15 protein-coding genes are annotated in these 19,256 nt (G+C 73.2%); 8 read left to right on the top strand and 7 right to left on the bottom strand.

Features of this window, described 5'->3' with window-relative positions:
• Nucleotides 1-356: 356 nt before the first annotated feature.
• Both OG618_RS22890 and OG618_RS22885 read left to right on the top strand, forming a co-directional pair.
• On the top strand, nt 357-1,124 hold the full coding sequence (locus OG618_RS22890; protein ID WP_442906853.1) for a class I SAM-dependent methyltransferase: 768 nt from the start codon (nt 357-359) through the stop codon (nt 1,122-1,124).
• Between the two features lie 79 nt (nt 1,125-1,203).
• On the top strand, nt 1,204-3,051 hold the full coding sequence (locus tag OG618_RS22885) for a SpoIIE family protein phosphatase (protein WP_329489408.1): 1,848 nt from the start codon (nt 1,204-1,206) through the stop codon (nt 3,049-3,051).
• Between the two features lie 63 nt (nt 3,052-3,114).
• Here the strand turns inward: OG618_RS22885 and OG618_RS22880 are convergent, their stop codons facing one another.
• Nucleotides 3,115-5,346 carry an MMPL family transporter gene (locus tag OG618_RS22880; protein ID WP_329489406.1) on the bottom strand — a complete coding sequence of 744 codons (2,232 nt, stop codon included), beginning with the start codon at nt 5,344-5,346 and terminating at the stop codon, nt 3,115-3,117.
• Nucleotides 5,347-5,501: 155 nt separating this feature from the next.
• Here OG618_RS22880 and OG618_RS22875 point away from each other — a divergent pair, with 155 nt between their 5' ends.
• Nucleotides 5,502-6,128, top strand: coding sequence for a TetR/AcrR family transcriptional regulator (locus OG618_RS22875; RefSeq protein ID WP_329489405.1), 627 nt, complete (start codon nt 5,502-5,504; stop codon nt 6,126-6,128).
• A 69-nt stretch (nt 6,129-6,197) separates the two neighbouring features.
• Here OG618_RS22875 and OG618_RS22870 read toward each other — a convergent pair whose 3' ends face one another.
• Nucleotides 6,198-7,148, bottom strand: a complete 951-nt coding sequence (locus OG618_RS22870) for a LysR substrate-binding domain-containing protein (protein ID WP_329489404.1) — start codon at nt 7,146-7,148, stop codon at nt 6,198-6,200.
• A 189-nt stretch (nt 7,149-7,337) separates the two neighbouring features.
• On the opposite strand from OG618_RS22870, the gene OG618_RS22865 reads away from it, so the two are divergent.
• Both OG618_RS22865 and OG618_RS22860 read left to right on the top strand, forming a co-directional pair.
• Complete coding sequence (locus OG618_RS22865) at nt 7,338-7,889, top strand: peroxiredoxin (protein WP_329489403.1); 552 nt, start codon at nt 7,338-7,340, stop codon at nt 7,887-7,889.
• A gap of 5 nt (nt 7,890-7,894) precedes the next feature.
• The gene (locus tag OG618_RS22860) at nt 7,895-8,437 is read left to right on the top strand and encodes an alkyl hydroperoxide reductase (RefSeq protein WP_329489402.1); all 543 of its coding nucleotides are present in this window, start codon (nt 7,895-7,897) and stop codon (nt 8,435-8,437) included.
• An 82-nt stretch (nt 8,438-8,519) separates the two neighbouring features.
• Here the strand turns inward: OG618_RS22860 and OG618_RS22855 are convergent, their stop codons facing one another.
• From OG618_RS22855 to OG618_RS22840, 4 genes are all read right to left on the bottom strand, one after another.
• Nucleotides 8,520-10,001, bottom strand: coding sequence for an AI-2E family transporter (locus OG618_RS22855; protein ID WP_329489401.1), 1,482 nt, complete (start codon nt 9,999-10,001; stop codon nt 8,520-8,522).
• A 528-nt stretch (nt 10,002-10,529) separates the two neighbouring features.
• Complete coding sequence (locus OG618_RS22850) at nt 10,530-11,288, bottom strand: transglycosylase SLT domain-containing protein (RefSeq protein WP_329489400.1); 759 nt, start codon at nt 11,286-11,288, stop codon at nt 10,530-10,532.
• Nucleotides 11,289-11,718: 430 nt separating this feature from the next.
• Nucleotides 11,719-13,053, bottom strand: coding sequence for a PhoH family protein (locus OG618_RS22845; protein WP_329489399.1), 1,335 nt, complete (start codon nt 13,051-13,053; stop codon nt 11,719-11,721).
• Nucleotides 13,054-13,278: 225 nt separating this feature from the next.
• Nucleotides 13,279-14,073, bottom strand: coding sequence for an isoprenyl transferase (locus OG618_RS22840; RefSeq protein ID WP_329489398.1), 795 nt, complete (start codon nt 14,071-14,073; stop codon nt 13,279-13,281).
• 522 nt (nt 14,074-14,595) lie between these two features.
• Here OG618_RS22840 and OG618_RS22835 point away from each other — a divergent pair.
• The gene (locus OG618_RS22835; RefSeq protein ID WP_329489397.1) at nt 14,596-16,206 is read left to right on the top strand and encodes a chitinase; all 1,611 of its coding nucleotides are present in this window, start codon (nt 14,596-14,598) and stop codon (nt 16,204-16,206) included.
• Between the two features lie 101 nt (nt 16,207-16,307).
• On the opposite strand, the gene OG618_RS22830 is transcribed toward OG618_RS22835, so the two are convergent.
• On the bottom strand, nt 16,308-17,021 hold the full coding sequence (locus OG618_RS22830; RefSeq protein WP_329489396.1) for a prepilin peptidase: 714 nt from the start codon (nt 17,019-17,021) through the stop codon (nt 16,308-16,310).
• 148 nt (nt 17,022-17,169) lie between these two features.
• Here OG618_RS22830 and OG618_RS22825 point away from each other — a divergent pair, with 148 nt between their 5' ends.
• Together OG618_RS22825 and OG618_RS22820 are read left to right on the top strand one after the other, a co-directional pair.
• Nucleotides 17,170-17,940 carry a hypothetical protein gene (locus OG618_RS22825; protein ID WP_329489395.1) on the top strand — a complete coding sequence of 257 codons (771 nt, stop codon included), beginning with the start codon at nt 17,170-17,172 and terminating at the stop codon, nt 17,938-17,940.
• Between the two features lie 100 nt (nt 17,941-18,040).
• Nucleotides 18,041-19,255: a pyridoxal phosphate-dependent aminotransferase gene (locus OG618_RS22820; protein ID WP_329489394.1), complete on the top strand. Its 1,215-nt coding sequence runs from the start codon at nt 18,041-18,043 to the stop codon at nt 19,253-19,255.
• Nucleotide 19,256 lies beyond the last annotated feature (1 nt).

Here is a 19,256-nt window from a genome sequence, read left to right as displayed (position 1 = left end):
CGACCGCACCACCCTGGCCCGCACCCCCCGTGCTTCCGCAAGCCGGGCCACAGCACCCCAACCGTCACGAGTTGGCCGGAAAGGGACCCCACGGCGCAGTGATCACGCATATTCTCAGATGCCAGTACAGACATGACGGCACCCGTCCGGCGGATCGTCCGGAAACGGCAGCGCGACGGCGCTCCCGCGGTGCAGAGTGTCCCTGTGCAAAGTGTCAGCGTGCAGTCAGTGTGACGCGGGGAGCGTGACGTACCGCCACCGGCAGCGGGCCGGCGGGGCAACGCGGGCGCCGGCAGGACGGCGGGCCGGCCTCGTCCGGCCGACCGGAGGCCCGGGTGGAAAGGTGCCTCTCAATCGTGACGACCGGACAGATATCCGACCCGTCCCCCCTCGACGAGGACGCGGACGGCGACGACGGCCCCGACGTCCTGCGCCGCCGTGCCGAGCGGGCCCTGCAGGCCGTCGCCTTCGACACCATCGGCGCCGGCTACGGAGAGGCCTTCCCCGCCAAGCGCGGCCAGCTCGCCTGCGGCCGCCGGCTGCTGGCCCGGCTCGAACCGGGCGCCACCGTGCTGGACATCGGCTGCGGCACTGGCGACCCGACCGTCCGACAGCTGACCGCCGCCGGGATGCGCGTCACCGGTATAGACCTTTCGGACGTCATGCTCACCCTGGCCCGCGCGGCGGCGCCGAACGGGCCGTTCGCCCCCGCCTTCCACCGCATCGACATGTACGACCTGGCCACCCGGCGCGCCGACCGGGCCTGGAACCTCCCGGCCCTGGGCCCGCGGGGCCGCGGCACCTTCGACGCCGTCACCGCCTTCTTCTCCCTCATCCTCCTCCCCCAGGAGGAGATCCCCACCGTGCTGACCCGGCTGCGCGCGCTCCTGCGGCCCGGCGGTCTGCTGGCGCTCGGTATGGTCGAGGCGGACCTGGATCACGTTCCACTGCCGTTCCTCGGACGGGAGCTGCGGATCAGCGGGTATCTGCGGGAGGATCTGGAACGGGTCCTGGTGGAGTCCGGGTTCGCGGTCGAGGAGCAGTCGGGGCATCCGTACGCGCCGGCCAGCACCTCGCTGCCGCCGGAGGAGCAGCTGTTCCTCTGCTGCCGACGCGTCGGCTGACCGTTCGCCACACCGCCCCACCGACCGACCGCCGGACCAGCAGAGCCACCACTCCCCATCAATCCCAGGACAGGCAGCCGTGCGCGACCAGCTCAAACCCGAGGCCGGACAGCCGCCTGCCCTCCCGGGCCCGCGCCGCACGCCACCGGCCCCGGAGGGGAGCGGGCCGAGCGCCACCGGACAGGTCGCCGAGCGGCTCGCCTACCTGGACTCCGCGACCCGGCGGATCAACAGCGCCCTGGACCTGGCCGCGACGCTGCGCAACATCTGCCGCGTCCTCGTACCGACCCTCGCCGACGCCGCCGTCGTGCACCTGCGCGACCCGCTGCCCAACGTCGAGCGCGAACCCGGCTTCCCCGACGACCTGCGGATCCACCACAGCCGCGGCACCCGGCTCGGCCGCCGCGGCCGGCCGACCACCGGCTCCGACCACCGCGGCTCCCGCTACGGCACCCGGTACGGCTCGCGCTCGACCGCCGACACCGGGCCCGCCACCCCGGTCACCCGGGGCGGTGCGCTCGCGCACACCCTGCTGAGCCGCCGCCCCGCCGAGGCCGCCGTCCTCGGGGCGGCCGGCTCCCCGGCCGCCGGCCCCGACCGGACCACCGAGCTGCTGCGCGAGCTGTACGGCCCGCGCGGGCTGGCCCGGCTCGGCCCGGGCTCCTCGGTGCTCGCCCTGCCGCTGCGCGGGCGCAAGGCCGTCCTCGGCCTGCTGGTGCTGATCCGCCGGCCGCCCGAGAAGACCGGCCGCCCCAGTTTCGACGCCACCGACACCGCCACCGCCGCCCACCTCGCCACCCAGGCCGGGCTCGCCGTGGACACCGCCCTGCGGTACGCCCGCGAGTGGGAGATAGCCAACGAGCTCCAGCGCAGCATGCTGCCGCTGCGCCTGCCCCAGCCGCACGGCGTCCGGCTCGCCCAGCGCTACCTGCCCGGCGAGCGCGGCGCGCAGGTCGGCGGGGACTGGTACGACGCCGTCCCGCTGCCCGGGAACCGGGTGGCGCTGATCGTCGGCGACGTGATGGGCCACTCGCTGACCTCGGCCGCCATCATGGGCCAGCTCCGCACCAGCGCCCAGACCCTGGCCGCGCTCGACCTGCCCCCGCACGAGGTGCTCTACCACCTGGACGAACAGGCCCAGCGGCTCGGCCGCGAACAGCACCTGGCCACCTGCGTGTACGCGGTCTACGACCCGATCGCCAACCGCGTGGTGCTCGCCAACGCGGGGCACGTCCCGCCGGTGCTCGTCGGGCCGGACGGCACGGCCGAGCTGCTGGAGCTGGACTCGGGCGCGCCGATCGGCGTCGGCGGGGTCGACTTCAACTCCGTCGAGCTGCCCGCCCCGCCCGGCTCCTCCCTGCTGCTCTTCACCGACGGCCTGGTGGAGACCCGCACCCGCCCGCTCAGCGACGGACTGGAGCTGCTCCGGGCCCGGCTGGCCGCCACCCAGCGGCACACCCCCGAGCAGCTCTGCCAGGAGGCGCTGCGGATCCTGCCGCCGGGCGACCGCGGTGACGACATCGCGCTGCTGGCCGCCTGCTTCGACGGCATCCCGGCCGGGGACGTCGCGCACTGGTACCTCCAGCCGCGCAACGAGACGCCCGGCCGGGCCCGCCGGCTGGCCGCCCACACGCTGCGCCGCTGGGGGCTCGAAGAGCTCAGTGAGGCAACCGAGTTGATGGTCAGCGAGCTGGTCACCAACGCCGTCCAGCACGCCACCCGCCCGGTCACCCTGAGCCTGGTCCGCACCTCCCGGCTGCGCTGCGAGGTCGGCGACGACAGCCCGCTGCTGCCCCGACCGCGGCGCACCGGACCGGAGGACGAACGCGGGCGCGGGCTGCAGATAGTGGCCAGGTGCGCCGAGCGCTGGGGCGCCACCCGCCTGGGCACCGGCAAGGTCGTCTGGTTCGAACAGCGGCTGCCGTAGGCCCGCCGGGTACGCCGGAGGGCGCCCGGCCGTCGTGGCCGGACGCCCTCCGGGACGGGCCCGTCAGACCCGCTGCGGCTCCTTCGCCGCGCCGCTCTCCTCGGCGCCCCCGGCCCCGGTCGTGCCCTCGGGCGCGGCCCGCTCCGACTCCAGCCGGGCCATCAGCTGCTCGCCCTCCATGTCCACCCGCGGCACCACCCTCTCCAGGCTCTTCGGGAACCACCAGGCCGCCCTGCCGAACAGCGTCATCGCGGCCGGCACCAGGGCCATCCGCACCACGAAGGCGTCCACCAGCACGCCCACCGCCAGCGCGAAGCCGATCGGCTGGACGATCGGGTCGTGGCCGAAGACGAAGCTGCCGAAGACCGCGACCATGATCAGGGCGGCCGCCGTGACCACCCGCGCGCCGTTCTTCACCCCGGCGACCACGGCCTCCCGGGGCGCCATGCCGTGCACGTGGTGCTCCTTCATCCCGGAGACCAGGAACAGCTCGTAGTCCATCGCCAGCCCGAACAGCACCGCGATCAGCAGAATCGGCACGAAGCTCACCACCGGGCCCACCTTCGGCACGTCGATCAGCCCGTCCAGCCAGCCCCACTGGTAGACGGCGACCACCGCGCCGAGCGAGGCCGAGATGCTGAGCAGGAAGCCGGCCACCGCCTTCAGCGGCACCAGGACCGAACGGAAGGCCAGCGCCAGCAGCACCAGCGCGATGCCGCCGATCACCGCCACGAAGGGCGGCAGGGCGTCGCCGAGCTTGGCGGAGACGTCGATGTTGGCGGCCGTGGTGCCGGTGACGTCGATCCGCGCGCCGGTCGAGGCCCGCAGGTCGTCGCGCTGGTCGCGGATCTCCCCGACCAGCTTCCTGGTGTCGGCGTGGTCCGGGCCGGTGGTCGGGATAACGGTGAGCAGGGCCGTGCCGCTCGGCCCGTCGACGGTCGGGGGCAGCAGCGTCCGCACCCCCTCCAGGGTGCCCAGCTTCGCGGCCACGCCCTGGACGGCCTGCTCCGGCCGCGCCGCGCTCCCTGCGTCGACGACGACCACCAGCGGTGCGTTGAACCCGGGGCCGAAGCTCTCGCCGATCCGGTCGTACGCGGTACGGGCGTCGGTGCCGGCGGCCTGTGAGCCGCCGCCGGGCAGGCCGAGGCTGAGGCTCGCGGCCGGCACCGCGAGGACGCCCAGCGCGGCCAGCCCGGTGAACAGCACGACCAGCGGGCGGCGCACCACGAAGGTCGCCCAGCGCTCGCCCAGGGTCGTCCGGCCGGGGGCCTTCAGCGCCCGCCGCCAGACCGGCAGCCGGTCGATGGCCCGGCCGGCGAAACCGAGCAGCGCGGGCAGCAGGGTGATCGCGACGAGCACCGCCACCACCACGGCGCCGGAGGCGGACAGACCCATCACGGTCAGGAACGGCACCCCGGCGACGGCGAGCCCGGCGAGCGCGACCACCACGGTCAGACCCGCGAAGACCACCGCGCTGCCGGCCGTGGCGTTGGCGCGGGCCGCCGCCTCCTCCGGCTCCAGGCCCTCGGCGAGGTGCCGGCGGTGCCGGGAGAGGATGAACAGGGCGTAGTCGATGCCGACCGCGAGGCCGACCATCAGGGCCAGCACCGGCGCGGTGGTGATGATCTCGAACGAGCCGGAGAGGGCCAGCAGCGCGGCCATCGCCACCCCGACCCCGAGCAGGGCGGTCAGCAGCGGCAGCCCGGCGGCGACCAGCGAGCCCAGGGTGATCACCAGGACCACGCCGGCCACCATCAGGCCGACGGCCTCGCCGCCGTCGACCTGCGCCATCCGGTTGTAGGCGTCGCCGCCGAAGGCAACGGTCAGCCCGGCGTCGCCGGCCGGGCCGGCGGCCGCCCGGACAGCGTCGCGCTGCTGGTCGGTGACGTCCGCGAGCGGGCGGTCGAAGGAGACCAGGGCCAGCGCGACCCTGCCGTCCGGGGAGAGCGCGCCGGTGGCGTAGGGGTCGGGCACCGCCGCGACCCCGGGGACGGCGGCGATCCGGCCGACCGCCGCGCTGACGGCCCCGGCCGCCTCGGCGGTGGTGATGCCGCCGGACGCCGGGGCGCCGAAGACCACCTGGGCCGCGCCGTGGCCCTGCTCCGGGAAGGTGCCCTTGATGCGGTCCAGGGTGCTCTGCGCCTCGGTGCCGGGCACCTTGAACTCGTCGCTGGTCTTGCCGGCGAAGGCCCCGGCGGCCCCGCCGACCGCGATCAGCACGGCGAGCCAGACGGCGAGCACGGCGCGCCTGCGACGGAAGCAGTAGCGGCCCAGGCGGTACAGGTACGTGGCCATGAGTGAACCCTCGATCACGTCGGTCGGCGAGCGGGTGCCCGAACAGGTCGGACTCCACCGTACGACCAACTTTGTCACCTGACAAAGTTGGTCGACATAATCGACCGACAGGTTCACTCGACCGAGTTATTTGACCGTGGCGCTACCCTGGCCCAATGGCACATGTCCCCGCCTCCGAAAGGCGCCCGCAACTGGTCCGGGCCGCCATCGACCTGATGACCCGCGAGGGCGTCGCCGCCGGCAGTACCCGGGCGATCGCGGCCGAGCTGGGGGTGGCACAGGCGACGGTGCACTACACCTTCGGCACCAAGAAGGACCTCTACCGCGCCGTGGTCGAACAGCTGACGGCCGAGTTCGTGGGCCAGGTGCGCGACGCCGCCCCGGGCGACGGCCCCTTCGGCGAGCAGATCCGGGCCATGGTGCACGCGCTCTGGGCGGGTGCCACCGGCGAGGAGGGGCGCTGCGTCCTGCTGGACGAGTTCGCGGCGCTGGCGCTGCGCGACCCCGACCTCCAGGAGATCATGCGCGGGCTGCAGCACGAGATCGAGGACACCGCCTCGCAGATGCTCGACGCCCTCGCGGCCGCCCACGGCCTGGAGCTGCCCCTGCCCGCGCGCGACATCGCCACGCACTTCCTGACCGGCTTCGACGGGCTGACCGACCGCTACCTGGTGCTGCGCAGCACCGGCGAGCAGCCGGACGCCGAGGCGCTGCGGGCGCTGGACCTACTGGTCGCCACCACGGTCGGACTCTGCCTGGGCTCGGCGGCCCGGACCGGCTGACGCGGGGCGGGTGCGGGGCGGGCGCCGCCCGGGGCCGGACCGGCAGCCCGGCCCGGCGCCCCGGCCCGACTACTCGACGATCCGGACCGGCAGCTCCGCCAGCACCTCGCGCAGCGAGGCCGCGAACCGGTCGTACTCCGCGCTGCGGGCCGAGCCCGGCCGGGTGGCGAGCCCGATCCGGCGCCCGGGCGCCGGGGCGGCGAAGCGGACGGCGGCCAGCCGGTCGGTCCGGCCCGCCTCGACGTCCAGCGCCGTGGTGGGCAGCAGGGTGACACCGAGGCCGCCGGCCACCAGCTGGACCAGGGTGGAGAGCCCGGCCGCCCGGGTGGTGGAGCCGCCGGGGTCGGCGCCGACCTCGCGGCAGATGTCGAGGGCCTGGTCACGCAGGCAGTGGCCCTCCTCCAGCAGCAGCACCTCGAGGTCGAGCAGCACGTCGCGCGGGACGTCGATCCGCCCGGCGAGCGGATGCCCGGGCGGGGTGACCAGCACGAAGTCCTCGTCGAACAGCGGGATGTCCCGGGTGGGCGAGGCCCCGCCGGCCGGGAGCGCGAGCAGCAGCACGTCCAGCCGGCCGGCGGCCAGCCCCTCCAGCAGCGAGGGCGTGCGCTCCTCGTGGACGTGCAGCTCCAGCTCCGGATAGCGGTCGCGGACCAGCCGCAGCACGGTGGGCAGCAGGTACGGGGCGACGGTCGGGATGACGCCGAGGTGCAGCGGACCCGTGAACGGCCGGCGGGCGGCCTCCACCTCCTCGGTCAGGGCCTGCAAGGAGGCGAGCACCCGGCGCGAGTGTTCGAGCACGCGCTCCCCCAGGGGAGTGACGATCACTTTGCGTGTCGTACGCTCGACCAGCTGCGCGCCCAGCGACTCCTCCAGCGCCGCGACCGCTCCCGACAGGGCGGGCTGACTGGTCCCGGTGGCGGCCGCCGCGTCGCGGAAGTGCCGGTGCTCGGCCACCGCCACGAAGGCCTTGAGCTGGGCGACGGTGGGCGCGCGGGGGCCGCGGGGTGTGGCGCTCCCCACAGCGGCCTCGGGTTTGCGCGTGGTGCCCCTGCGGGGCCTGGGGCGGGAGGGGGGCGTGGGGGTATTGATAACTCTCTCCGATCAGACACATCGAGTGTAGCTATTTCCCTGATCAGTCCACGATGTGGAATCGTGGAAGCCGTTCCGCAATCCGGACAAACTCCCCTCATCACTTCAGGAGAAGCGAACGTGCTCACGATCGGTGACAAGTTCCCCGAGTTCGAACTCAACGCCTGCGTCGACCTGGACGCCGCGAACGCCTTCGCCGAGATCAACCACAAGTCCTACGAGGGCAAGTGGAAGATCGTTTTCTTCTGGCCGATGGACTTCACGTTCGTCTGCCCGACCGAGATCGCCGCGTTCGGCAAGCTGAACGAGGAGTTCGCGGACCGCGACGCCCAGATCCTCGGCGTCTCCGGCGACTCCGAGTTCGTGCACCACGCCTGGCGCAAGGACCACAAGGACCTGCGCGACCTGCCCTTCCCGATGCTGGCCGACGTCAAGCACGAGCTGATGCGTGCCTGTGGCGTCGAGGGCGCTGACGGCACCGCCCAGCGCGCGGTCTTCATCGTCGACCCGAACAACGAGATCCAGTTCGTCATGGTGACCGCCGGCTCCGTCGGCCGTAACCCCAAGGAGGTCCTGCGGGTGCTGGACGCCCTGCAGACCGACGAGCTGTGCCCGTGCAACTGGACCAAGGGCGAGGACACCCTCGACGCCCAGGCCCTGCTGGCGGGCTGACCGACATGGCTCTCGACGACCTGAAGTCCGCCCTCCCGGACTACGCCAAGGACCTCAAGCTCAACCTGAGCGCGGTCATCGGCAACTCCGACCTCCCCGCCCAGCAGCTCTGGGGCACCGTGCTCTCCTGCGCGATGGCCACCCGCAGCCCCGCCGTGCTGCGTGCGCTGGAGCCCGAGGCCAAGGCCAACCTCTCCCCGGAGGCGTACAACGCCGCCAAGGGCGCGGCCGCGATCATGGGGATGAACAACGTCTACTACCGGACCACGCACCTGCTCTCCGACAAGGAGTACAGCGGCATGCGGGCCGGCCTGCGGATGAACATCATCGGCACTCCGGGCGTCGAGAAGATCGACTTCGAGCTCTGGTGCTTCGCGGTCTCGGCCATCAACGGCTGCGGCCAGTGCCTCGACTCCCACGAGGGCGTGCTGAGCAAGGCCGGTGTCGCGCGCGAGGTCATCCAGGCCTCCGTGAAGATCGCCGCCGTGCTGCAGGCCGTGGCCGGCGTCCTCGACTCCGAGGCCGCCCTGGCCGGCGTCGACGCCTGATCCCACGCCACACCACGAGGGCCCGCCGGACTTCCGTCCGGCGGGCCCTCGCGCGTCCGGGTGGGCCGGGGCCCGGCCGGACCTACTCGGCGCTCACCGGCGCACCCGTCCCACCGGGCGCCGCGGCGCCCGCGGCACCCGCGGACGTGGCCGCCGCCGTCCGGGCGACGGCCGCCTCACGGGCGGCCTCCATCGCGGTGAAGACGGCCTGCCCGGCCTCGTTGCGGCGGCGCAGGTGGGCGACCACCGTGTTGGTGACCGCGATCAGCGGCACCGCGACGATGGCGCCGCCGATGCCGCCGATGATCGAGCCGGCGGCCACCCCGAGCACCACGCCCAGCGGATGCACCCGGACGGCCCGGCCGAGGATCAGCGGCTGCAGCACGTGCCCCTCGATCTGCTGGACGGCGATCAGCACCACCAGCACCATCAGCGCGGTGAACGGACCCTCGGTGACCAGCGCGATCAGCACCGCGACGGTGCCGGTGACGAGCGCCCCGACCAGCGGGACGAAGGCCCCCAGGAAGATGATCACCGCCAGCGGCAGCGCCATCGGCACCCCGAGCATCTGGATGCCGACGCCGATGCAGACCGCGTCGATGAAGGCCACGCAGACCGTCCCGCGCACGTACGCGGTGAGCGTGGCCCAGGCCTTCGGACCGGCCCCGGCCATCGCGTAGCGGGAGTGCCGGGGCAGGCCGCGCAGCACCCAGTTCCAGATCCGCTCGCCGTCGTAGAGGAAGAAGAAGGTGGTGAAGAAGGCGAGCAGGACGGCGGTCAGCACCTCGACGGCGATCTGCGCACCGGTGAGGCCGACCGAGGTGAGCTGCTCGGTGTTGGTGCTGATCGCCTTGGTGATCTGGTTCGCGAAGTCGGTGATCTGCTGCTGGGTCAGGTGCAGCGGCCCGGTGATCAGCCAGTCCCGGAGGGTGGCCACACCGTCCTGGACCTTGGTGGTCACGGTCGACAGGTTGGTGGTCACCTGCCAGACCACGAACCAGCCGACCAGGCCGATCCCGGCCAGACCGCTCATGAACACCCCGCCGGCCGCCAGCGACCGCGGTACGCCGTGCCGGCGCAGCCAGGAGACGGTGGGCTCCAGCAGCGCGGAGATCAGCAGCGAGGCCAGCACCGCGAAGGCCACCAGCCGCAGCATGTCGACGACCATGAAGACGACGTAGAGCGCGGCGCCGAGCAGCAGCAGCCGCCAGGTCGACTCGGCCGCCACCCGCAGGCCCCAGGGCACCGCCTCGGCCGGGGTGGCGGGCCGGCCGGGGTGGAGTTCGCGCCCGAAGGCGCCGTGGGTGGGGGCCGGCGCGACCGGGGCCTGGCCCCGGCCCGCCTCGGCGTGCTCCCCGCGCGGCGCCGGCAGCGGGGCCGGTGCCGCGGCCACGGCGGCGGGCGCCGGGGCCGGCACCTGCTCCGGTACCGGCAGCGGGTCCGGGGGTTCGTGGTACTCGGCCGCGATCGCGGCCCGCCGGCGCCGCTCGATCACGGCGGCCGCGCTCGCCACCACGGCCATGCCCTTGGCCACGGCCTTGAAGGCCTTCCCGCCCCGCGCCATCCTCGCTACCACCGCTCCCCCGTTGGGCCGCCGTGCCGGCGGTACGCCGTGGGTCGTGCCACGGCCGTCAGGGATGAAACTACCCGCCCGGCCCGGCACGAGTCCGCCGGGCGGGGCGGTTGACCGGTCGGCCGGCGGAGACCGACGGGCGCCGGGCGGCCGGTCTCGGCCGCCCGCGGGCCGGTCGGGCGGCCGGTCCGTATCCGGACAAACCGGTGGTGACCGGGTGGTTTCAGGCATCGGGCAACGGGGAGGACTCCGAACGAGTACAGGAGCCATCTGTCGGCGGACCGGCCGGTGCGGGGAGCAACCAGGACCCCTCCCCGCGCCCCGCGTCCGCACCCGGGCCCGCACCGCCCGCGAGCGCACTGGTCAGCGCGGCCCGGGCGGCGCGGCCCGTCCAGCGCGGCAGCCCCGCCCGGCGCACGGCCATGGCGGCGGGGCGGCCCACCACACACCTCGGCCCCCGACCGCAGGAGAGCGGTCGGGGGCCGAGGTGGTACGGCGTGCTGCGGGTACCGGTGGTTCCTAGTACCAGTGGTGCGACTGCCAGAAGGACCAGGCGCCACAGGGGCTGCCGTAGCGGCTGTTCATGTAGCTGAGGCCCCACTTGATCTGGGTGGCCGGGTTGGTGCGCCAGTCGGCACCGGCCGAGGCCATCTTGGTGCCGGGCAGCGCCTGGACCAGGCCGTACGCACCGGAGCTCTTGTTGGTCGCGGTGTAGTCCCAGCCGCTCTCGCGCTTCACGATCTGGCTGAAGCACTGGAACTGAGCGTCGCTGCCGACGATCTGCTGGGCGATCTCCTGGACCGAACCGGGGCTGACCGAAACCGGGGGGGCCGACGTGTCGGTGGCTGCCATCGCCGAGCGCGCCTTGGAGCGGTTGGCGGCGGCCTCGTCGGCCTTCCGCTTCTCCTCGGCCGCCTTGGCGGCCTTCTCCGCGTCGGCCTTGGCCTGCGCGTCGGCCTTGGCCTGCGCGTCGGCTGCGGCCTGCTGGCGCGCTGCCTCCTCGGCGGCCTTCTGCTCCGCGGCGGCCTTCGCGGCCGCATCGGCGGCGGCCTGCTGGGCGGAGGCCTGCGTGCCGATGTTGTCACTGATGGTCTGCGCCTGGGCGCCAGAGGGGACTTCGGCAAGCAGGGTCGCGCCGGCGACATCGACCGTCTGCGTCGTCTTGCCCTCGCTGCCCGAGGCCATACCCACGACGGCACCGACTGCGGTGACGGCGGTGGCGGAGGCCACAGCGACTCCCCGGACCGAGATCCGAGTCACATGGTTTCCTTCCAGCATCGCCCACGCGTGACCGTACGGGCGCAAGATGCCCCTTTGCGCTGCCCTCCGTACGGTGCTGGTCACGGGAGGTACTGACCCGGCGTCCGGAAGCGGTGGGCGACCGGGCGTTGCGATCGGGCGGCGTACGGCTCATCGGTGTTCAATTGTGCGTCCACCTACCGGAGTTGGCGGACCGTCCGGACCGGGCCCACGGTCTCCCGGGGGCCCTGTCATGCCGTACGCGGGGCCTGACAGAACCCTCACCATGCCGCACCGGGCACTGTCGACGCAATTCCCTGTTGCGTGGCGCATCTCACATTCACCGCACTGGAGTTCTCCGGACAGAAAGCACTCGATGTGATGAAAGGGACGGGGCCCGCTCCTGTCAGGAGCGGGCCCCACGCCCAGAGTTGACCGTATTGTCCGACTATGCCCTAGTGCGGGCGAATCACGGGTTGATGTCCTCCAGCATCTCCGTGACCAGCGCCGCGATCGGGGAGCGCTCGGAGCGGGTAAGGGTGATGTGGGCGAACAGCGGATGGCCCTTCAGCTTCTCGACCACCGCGACGACGCCGTCGTAGCGGCCGACCCGCAGGTTGTCGCGCTGGGCCACGTCGTGGGTCAGCACCACCCGGGAGCCCTGGCCGATCCGGGAGAGCACCGTCAGCAGGACGTTGCGCTCCAGCGACTGCGCCTCGTCCACGATCACGAAGGCGTCGTGGAGCGAACGCCCCCGGATGTGGGTCAGCGGCAGGACCTCCAGCATGCCCCGGGAGATCACCTCCTCGATGACGTCCGGGGTGGTCACGGCCGAGAGGGTGTCGAAGACCGCCTGCGCCCAGGGGCTCATCTTCTCCGTCTCGGACCCGGGCAGGTAGCCGAGCTCCTGGCCGCCGACCGCGTACAGCGGCCGGAACACCATCACCTTGCGGTGCTGCCCCCGCTCCAGCACCGCCTCCAGCCCCGCGCACAGCGCCAGCGCCGACTTGCCGGTACCGGCCCGCCCGCCCATCGAGACGATGCCCACCTCCGGATCGAGCAGCAGGTCCAACGCCACCCGCTGCTCGGCACTGCGCCCGCGCAGCCCGAAGGCCTCGCGCTCGCCGCGCACCAGCCGCACCCGGCCGTCGCCGGTGACCCGGCCCAGCGCCCGGCCGCGCTCGGAGCCGAGCACCAGTCCGGTGTGGACGGGCAGCTCGGCCGCGCCCTCGACGTCCACCGCGGCGTCGTGGCCGGCCGCGAACAGCGCGTCCACCTGGTCGGCGGGGACGTGCAGCTCGGCCATGCCGGTCCACCCGGAGGTGATCGCCAGCTCGGCCCGGTACTCCTCGGCGAGCAGGCCGACCGAACTGGCCTTGATCCGCAGCGGCAGGTCCTTGGAGACGACGGTGACGTCGTACCCCTCGGCCTGCAGGTTGCGGGCCACCGCAAGGATCCGGCTGTCCGCCTCGCCGCCCGCGGACCGGTAGCCGACCGGCAGTATCGACAGGTCGGAGTGGTTCAGCTCGACCCGGATGGTGCCGCCGAGCTCCCCGACCGGGATCGGCTCGTCGAGCCGGCCGAAACGGATGCGGTAGTCGTCGAGCAGCCGCAGCGCCTGGCGGGCGAAGTAGCCCAGCTCCGGGTGGTGCCGCTTGGCTTCCAGCTCGGTGACCACGACCACCGGCAGGACGACCTCGTGCTCCTCGAAGCGGGTCATGGCGAGCGGGTCCGCCAGAAGCACGCTGGTGTCGAGAACGTAGGTCCGCCGGTCTGGTGTCCGGCGGCTCTTGGAACTGACCACTAGGCCTCCAGAGCGGATGACCCTGCGTCATCCGCGGCAAGCCGGCCCCCGCTGCCCCGGTGGCCTCGGGGCCGGTCTGCTCGGAGTATTCCCAGGCGAGGGGCGGTGCATTCACGCACTCGGCGAACTGACGGATCATTGCCGGTGAACGTTTGGCCTCGCGCCGCCGCCGGGTACTCCAGCCCTACTGGGGGGTCGGCGGGGGCGGGTGGGGGCCGGTGGGCGTCAGAGCCCCATCCGCCGGTGGCGCTCCTCGTACGCGCGCAGTGCCCGGAGGAAGTCGACCTTCCGGAAGGCGGGCCAGTAGGCCTCGCAGAAGTAGAACTCGCTGTGCGCGCTCTGCCAGAGCAGGAAGCCGGACAGCCGCTGCTCGCCCGAGGTGCGGATGACCAGGTCCGGGTCGGGCTGGCCCTTGGTGTAGAGGTGCTCGGCGATGTGCTCGACGTCGAGGATTTCGGCCAGTTCCTCGATCGAGGTGCCGCGCCCGGCGTGCTCCTGGAGCAGCGAGCGGACGGCGTCGGCGATCTCGTGCCGGCCGCCGTACCCGACGGCGACGTTCACGGTGATCCCGTCGATCCCGGCGGTCTCGTCGGCGGCCCGCTTGAGCACGTCCGCGGTGTGCTGCGGGAGCAGGTCCAGCGCGCCGACCGGGTTGACCCGCCAGCGGCGGGCGGCGGCCAGGCCGGTGACGGCGTCCTCGATGATCCCGAGCAGCGGGACGAGCTCGTCGGCCGGCCGGGAGAGGTTGTCGGTGGAGAGCATCCAGAGCGTGACGACCTTGACGTGGGTCTCGTCGCACCAGCCGAGGAACTCGCTGATCTTGTCGGCGCCGCGCTGGTGGCCGTAGGCGGTGGAGCCACCGGTCGCCTTGGCCCAGCGGCGGTTGCCGTCGAGGATCACGCCGATGTGATGGGGGGTCCGGGCGAGGTGCACCTCGACCCGGCGACCGTAGAGGCCGTACATACCGTCCAGCAGGGTGCGCAGACCCGGCGTGCGTTCGACGACATCGCGCAGACCCATGGTTTTCGGCCCCTCCGTACTCATTCACCGGGGGACGTCACAACCCCCGGCGCAGCCTACTCCGGCCCGGAGGCAGTGGGTAAAGCCGCAGGTAGCAGTCCGGTCACAGTCCTGTGCGGAGCAGGTCGAGGGCCGCGTGGCGGAAGTGGCCGGAACACACCCGCACGAACGCCCGGTGGCTCCCGGGGCTCCGGATACGGAACGGTATCCGGTTCCTTAAAGAATCCGTAAGCCGACGGTTCAATGCTTGACGACCACCAATGGTCTAGTCCAGCTTGTGACCCAGGGCGGAACACGCACCACCGCCGCCCCATCCGAGGCAGTACTGCGGACGCAATTCCCTCCTCGCCCCCGGGCGTTCCCGAACCGAACACGACGCTCCTCGCTCCGGTGCTCCCACACCGCCGACCGTCCGTCGTCCTCGGCCCGGGCACGCTCGTCGGCCCGGCGGGAGCCCTCCCCCACACGCGGCCGCCGCGCCCCCCACCGCGGCGGCCGCTCCTCCCCCAGGAGCGCACCTCCATGGCCCGTACGCTGAACCAGCCCGCGCACAAGCGCCGGCGCAGCACCCTTCCGGCCCTCGCCGCCGGTGCCACCGCCCTCGCCCTCGCCGGCAGCGGCCTCGCCCTCTTCGCCGGCGGCGCCAGCGCGGCCGCCGGCAACCTGGTCTCCAACGGCGGCTTCGACTCCGGTTCGACCGCCGGCTGGGTCTGTACCGGCGCCGCGGGCACCGTCTCCACTCCGGTCCACTCCGGCACCGGCGCGCTGCAGGCCACGCCGGGCGCCGCGGACACCGCCGAGTGCACCCAGACCATCAGCGTGCTGCCCAACACCAGCTACACCCTGAGCGCCTGGGTCCAGGGTCCGTACGTCTACCTCGGCGCGCGCGGCACCGGCGGCACCGACCCGAGCAGCTGGTCCAACCAGAACAGCTGGAACCAGCTCTCCTCCACCTTCACCACCGGCGCGAACGTCAAGAACGTCACGCTGTTCGTGCACGGCTGGTACGGCCAGAGCGCCTACCTCGCGGACGACATCACGCTGAGCGGCCCCGGCGGCACCTCCACGCCGAGCCCGACCGCGACGCCCACCGCCACGCCGACCGCCACCGCGTCGCCCACGGCCACCGCGACGCCGACCGCGACCGCCACCCCCACGGCGACCGCCACCCCGACCCAGACCGCCACGCCGACGCCCACGGCGACCGCGACCACCACCGCCCCGCCGGTCACCGGCCTGCCGAAGCACGTGGTCACCGGCTACTGGCACAACTTCGACAACGGCGCGACCGTCCAGAAGCTGAGCGACGTCCAGAGCGCCTACGACATCATCGCGGTCTCCTTCGCCGACGCCGTGCCGACCAGGGGCGGGGCGATCAGCTTCACCCTCGACCTGGGGCTCGCCAAGGCCCTCGGCGGCTACACCGACGCGCAGTTCCGCGCCGACCTGAAGGCCAAGCAGGCGGCCGGCAAGAAGGTCGTCCTCTCGATCGGCGGCCAGAACGGCGCGATCAGCGTGGGTGACGCCGCCGCGGCGGCCGCGTTCACCGACAGCGCCTACGCGATCATCAAGGACTACGGCTTCGACGGCATCGACGTCGACCTGGAGAACGGCGTCAACCCGACCTACCTCGGGAACGCGCTGCACGGCCTGCAGGCCAAGGTCGGCTCGAACTTCATCCTGACGATGGCCCCGGAGACCATCGGGATGTACAGCACCGCCGGCGCCTACTTCCAACTGGCGCTGAACACCAAGGACATCCTGACCGTCGTCAACACCCAGTTCTACAACTCGGGCGGCATGAACGGCTGCGACGGCAAGGTCTACAACCAGGGCACCATCGACTTCATCACCGCGCAGGTCTGCACCCAGATCCAGGGCGGCCTGCGGCCCGACCAGGTCGGCATCGGCGTCCCGGCCTCCAGCAAGGCGGCCGGCGGTGGCTACGTCTCGCCGACCGTGGTGAACAACGCGCTGGACTGCCTGGCCACCGGCAAGAACTGCGGCAGCTTCGTCCCGCCGGCCAAGTGGCCCACCATCCGCGGCGCGATGACCTGGTCCACCAACTGGGACGCCAACAACGGGAACGCCTTCTCCAACGCGGTCGGCCCGTTCGTCCACCAGATGCCGTAACTCCCCCCGGCGCGCCGCTCCTTGAGGGTGGGGCTCGCGCGCCGACGGCGGGGCCCGTCGTACCGGACCGGTACGGCGGGCCCCGCTCGTCCCCCCTCCTCCTACTGCAGCAGGACCGCGGCCAGGGTGCCGAGCAGCAGGAACGGGCCCATCGGCAGCTCCAGCCCGCGCACCGGCCGCCGCCGCGCCAGGGCCGCCACCGCCCGGACCACCGCCCAGAGCCCGGCCAGCACCGACGCCGCGAAGAGCCCGGTGAACGCGGCCGACCAGCCGTACCGGCCGAGCAGCGCGCCCAGGCCGAGCGCCAGCACGGTGTCCCCCGGGCCCATCAGACCGATCCAGCCGGGCAGTTCGAACAGCGCGGCGGCGACGAGCGCCACCAGCAGACAGCGCAGCAGCACACCCGGACTGCCGGCCGCCAGCTCCACCACCACCAGCAGCGCGGCCAGGCCGGCCGCCAGCGCCCAGCTCAGCGGGTACGGCAGCCGCCGCACCCGGGCGTCGGTGAAGCCGAGCACCACGCCCGGGCCGGCCGCCCAGAGCAGCAGCACCGCGTCGGCCGGGTGCGCCGCCGACAGCGCGGCCGCCGCCACCGCGACCGTCACCGCCTCCACCTGCCAGGCCCCCGGCCCCAGCCGCTCCCGGCAGCCCGGGCAGCGCCCGCCGGGCGGCAGACCGCGCAACCGCCGCTCGCACGCCGGGCACCGGGTGCACCACGGCCCGCCCTCCGGCACGGCGTAACGCACCACCAGACCCCGCAGCGCGGGCGCCACCAGCAGGCCGCCCAGCACCGCCCCGAGCACGGCCGCGATCACGGCGCCCCCTCTCGTCCACCGTCGGTCACTGTCCCCGGGCACCGGTACGGTTCCCCGGGAACCGCCCGGCACTCGCCGGCGTCCGACCTCGCGGCGCCACATCCGCATTCCGGCGCCGCACCGACCACATCATCCACGGGGAACCACTGTGACCAACACTCAGAACGCGCTGCGCGCCGCCGTCCCGCTCGCCGCGCTGGCGCTGCTGCTGACCGCCTGCGGGCCGGAGAACGAGGACCCGGCCGCGGGCGCGGCGGGCGCCGCGGGCGCGAGCGCCGCCGCCACCACCGCGCCGGGCGCCACCGGGGCCCCGTCGGCCACCGGCGGCTCCGCCGGCACCGCGGGCACCGGCGGTACGGCCGGCTCGGCCGGCACGGCGGGCGCCGGCGGCAACACGCCGAACGCCGTCCCGTCCGCCGCCACCAGCGGGAACCCGATCGGCGGCGCCGGCGGCGGCGCCGGCAGCGGGAAGATCGGCTACGACAACCCGCTGGCGACCACCGCCACCGGCAGCTACCTGGGCAAGACCAAGGCCGACGTCACCCCGGTCTCGGTGGTCAAGGGCACCGCGGCCGAGGTCGCGCCGTACAACTTCAAGCCGGCCGAGCTCGACGGCAAGACGCCGTACTACGTGACCGTCTCGTTCACCAACCGCACCGGTGGCCCGCTCACCGACGAGTACTTCATGATGCGGTTCAAGGTGAAGTCGGACACCGCCGCCACCGGCGGGGTGCTGCCCGCGCCGACCGTCCTGAAGTCGATCCCGCAGTGCGACTCCGGCAAGAAGCCCGGCACCCTGGCGGACGGCCAGACCCAGCAGCAGTGTGCGGTCTATCTCGTTCCGACCAACACCCCGCCGAAGTTCCTCGTCTTCGGCAGCGTTCTGGACACCGAGCCCCTGATCTGGAAGGCCGGCTGACAGCTCCGCCTGCCGTTCGAAGGGGGCCCTTGAGGGCGGTCCGGCGCGTGTCCCCGCACCCGCGCCGGACCGGCCCGGGATACCCCTAAAGTAGGCAGGCATGCAGGTCATCCAGTCCAGCAAGCTCGCCAACGTCTGCTACGACATCCGCGGCCCGGTGCTCGACGAGGCGATGCGGCTGGAGGAGCAGGGCCACCGCATCCTGAAGCTCAACACCGGCAACCCCGCCGTGTTCGGCTTCGACGCGCCCCCGGAGATCCTCCAGGACATCCTGCGCAACCTCTCCTCCGCGCATGGGTACGGCGACTCCAAGGGCCTGCTCGCCGCCCGCCGGGCCGTGGTCATGCACTACGAGGAGCGCGGGCTGCACGGCCTCACCGTCGAGGACGTCTTCCTCGGCAACGGCGTCTCCGAGCTGATCCAGCTGGCGATGACCGCCCTGCTCGACGACGGCGACGAGGTGCTCGTCCCGGCGCCGGACTACCCGCTCTGGACGGCCTCCGTCTCGCTCGCCGGCGGCACCGCCGTGCACTACCGCTGCGACGAGCAGTCCGAGTGGTACCCGGACCTCGCCGACATCGAGGCCAAGGTCACCGACCGGACCAGGGCGATCGTGGTGATCAACCCGAATAACCCGACCGGCGCGGTCTACCCCCGCGAGGTCCTGGAGGGCCTGGTCGAGATCGCCCGCCGGCACAAGCTGGTGGTCTACGCGGACGAGATCTACGACAAGATCCTCTACGACGACGCCGAGCACGTCCCGCTGGCCACGCTGGCCCCCGACCTGTTCTGCGTCACCTTCAACGGGCTCTCCAAGGCGTACCGGGTGGCGGGCTTCCGCTCCGGCTGGATGGTGCTCTCCGGCGACCGGCAACGCGCCCGCAGCTACATCGAGGGCCTGACCGTGCTCGCCTCGATGCGCCTGTGCGCCAACATGCCGGCCCAGCACGCGGTGGCCGCGGCGCTCGGCGGCCGACAGTCGATCAAGGACCTGGTGCTGCCCGGCGGCCGGCTGCTGGAGTCCCGGGACGCCGCGTACCGGCTGCTCAACGAGATCCCGGGGGTCAGCTGCGTCAAGCCGAAGGGCGCGCTGTACGCGTTCCCCCGGCTGGACCCGAAGGTCTACAAGATCAAGGACGACGCCCAGATGGTGCTGGACCTGCTGCGCGCCGAACGCATCCTGCTGGTCCAGGGCACCGGCTTCAACTGGCCCGAGCCGGACCACTTCCGCCTGGTCACGCTGCCCCGGGCCGAGGAGATCACCGACGCCGTCACCCGGATCGGCGACTTCCTCGGCGGCTACACCCAGCCGTAGC

Origin of the sequence: Kitasatospora sp. NBC_01246, assembly GCF_036226505.1 — a bacterium.
Lineage (GTDB): Bacteria > Actinomycetota > Actinomycetes > Streptomycetales > Streptomycetaceae > Kitasatospora.
Note: the sequence above shows the minus strand (reverse complement) of the source record. Positions and strands in the feature narration are given on the sequence as shown.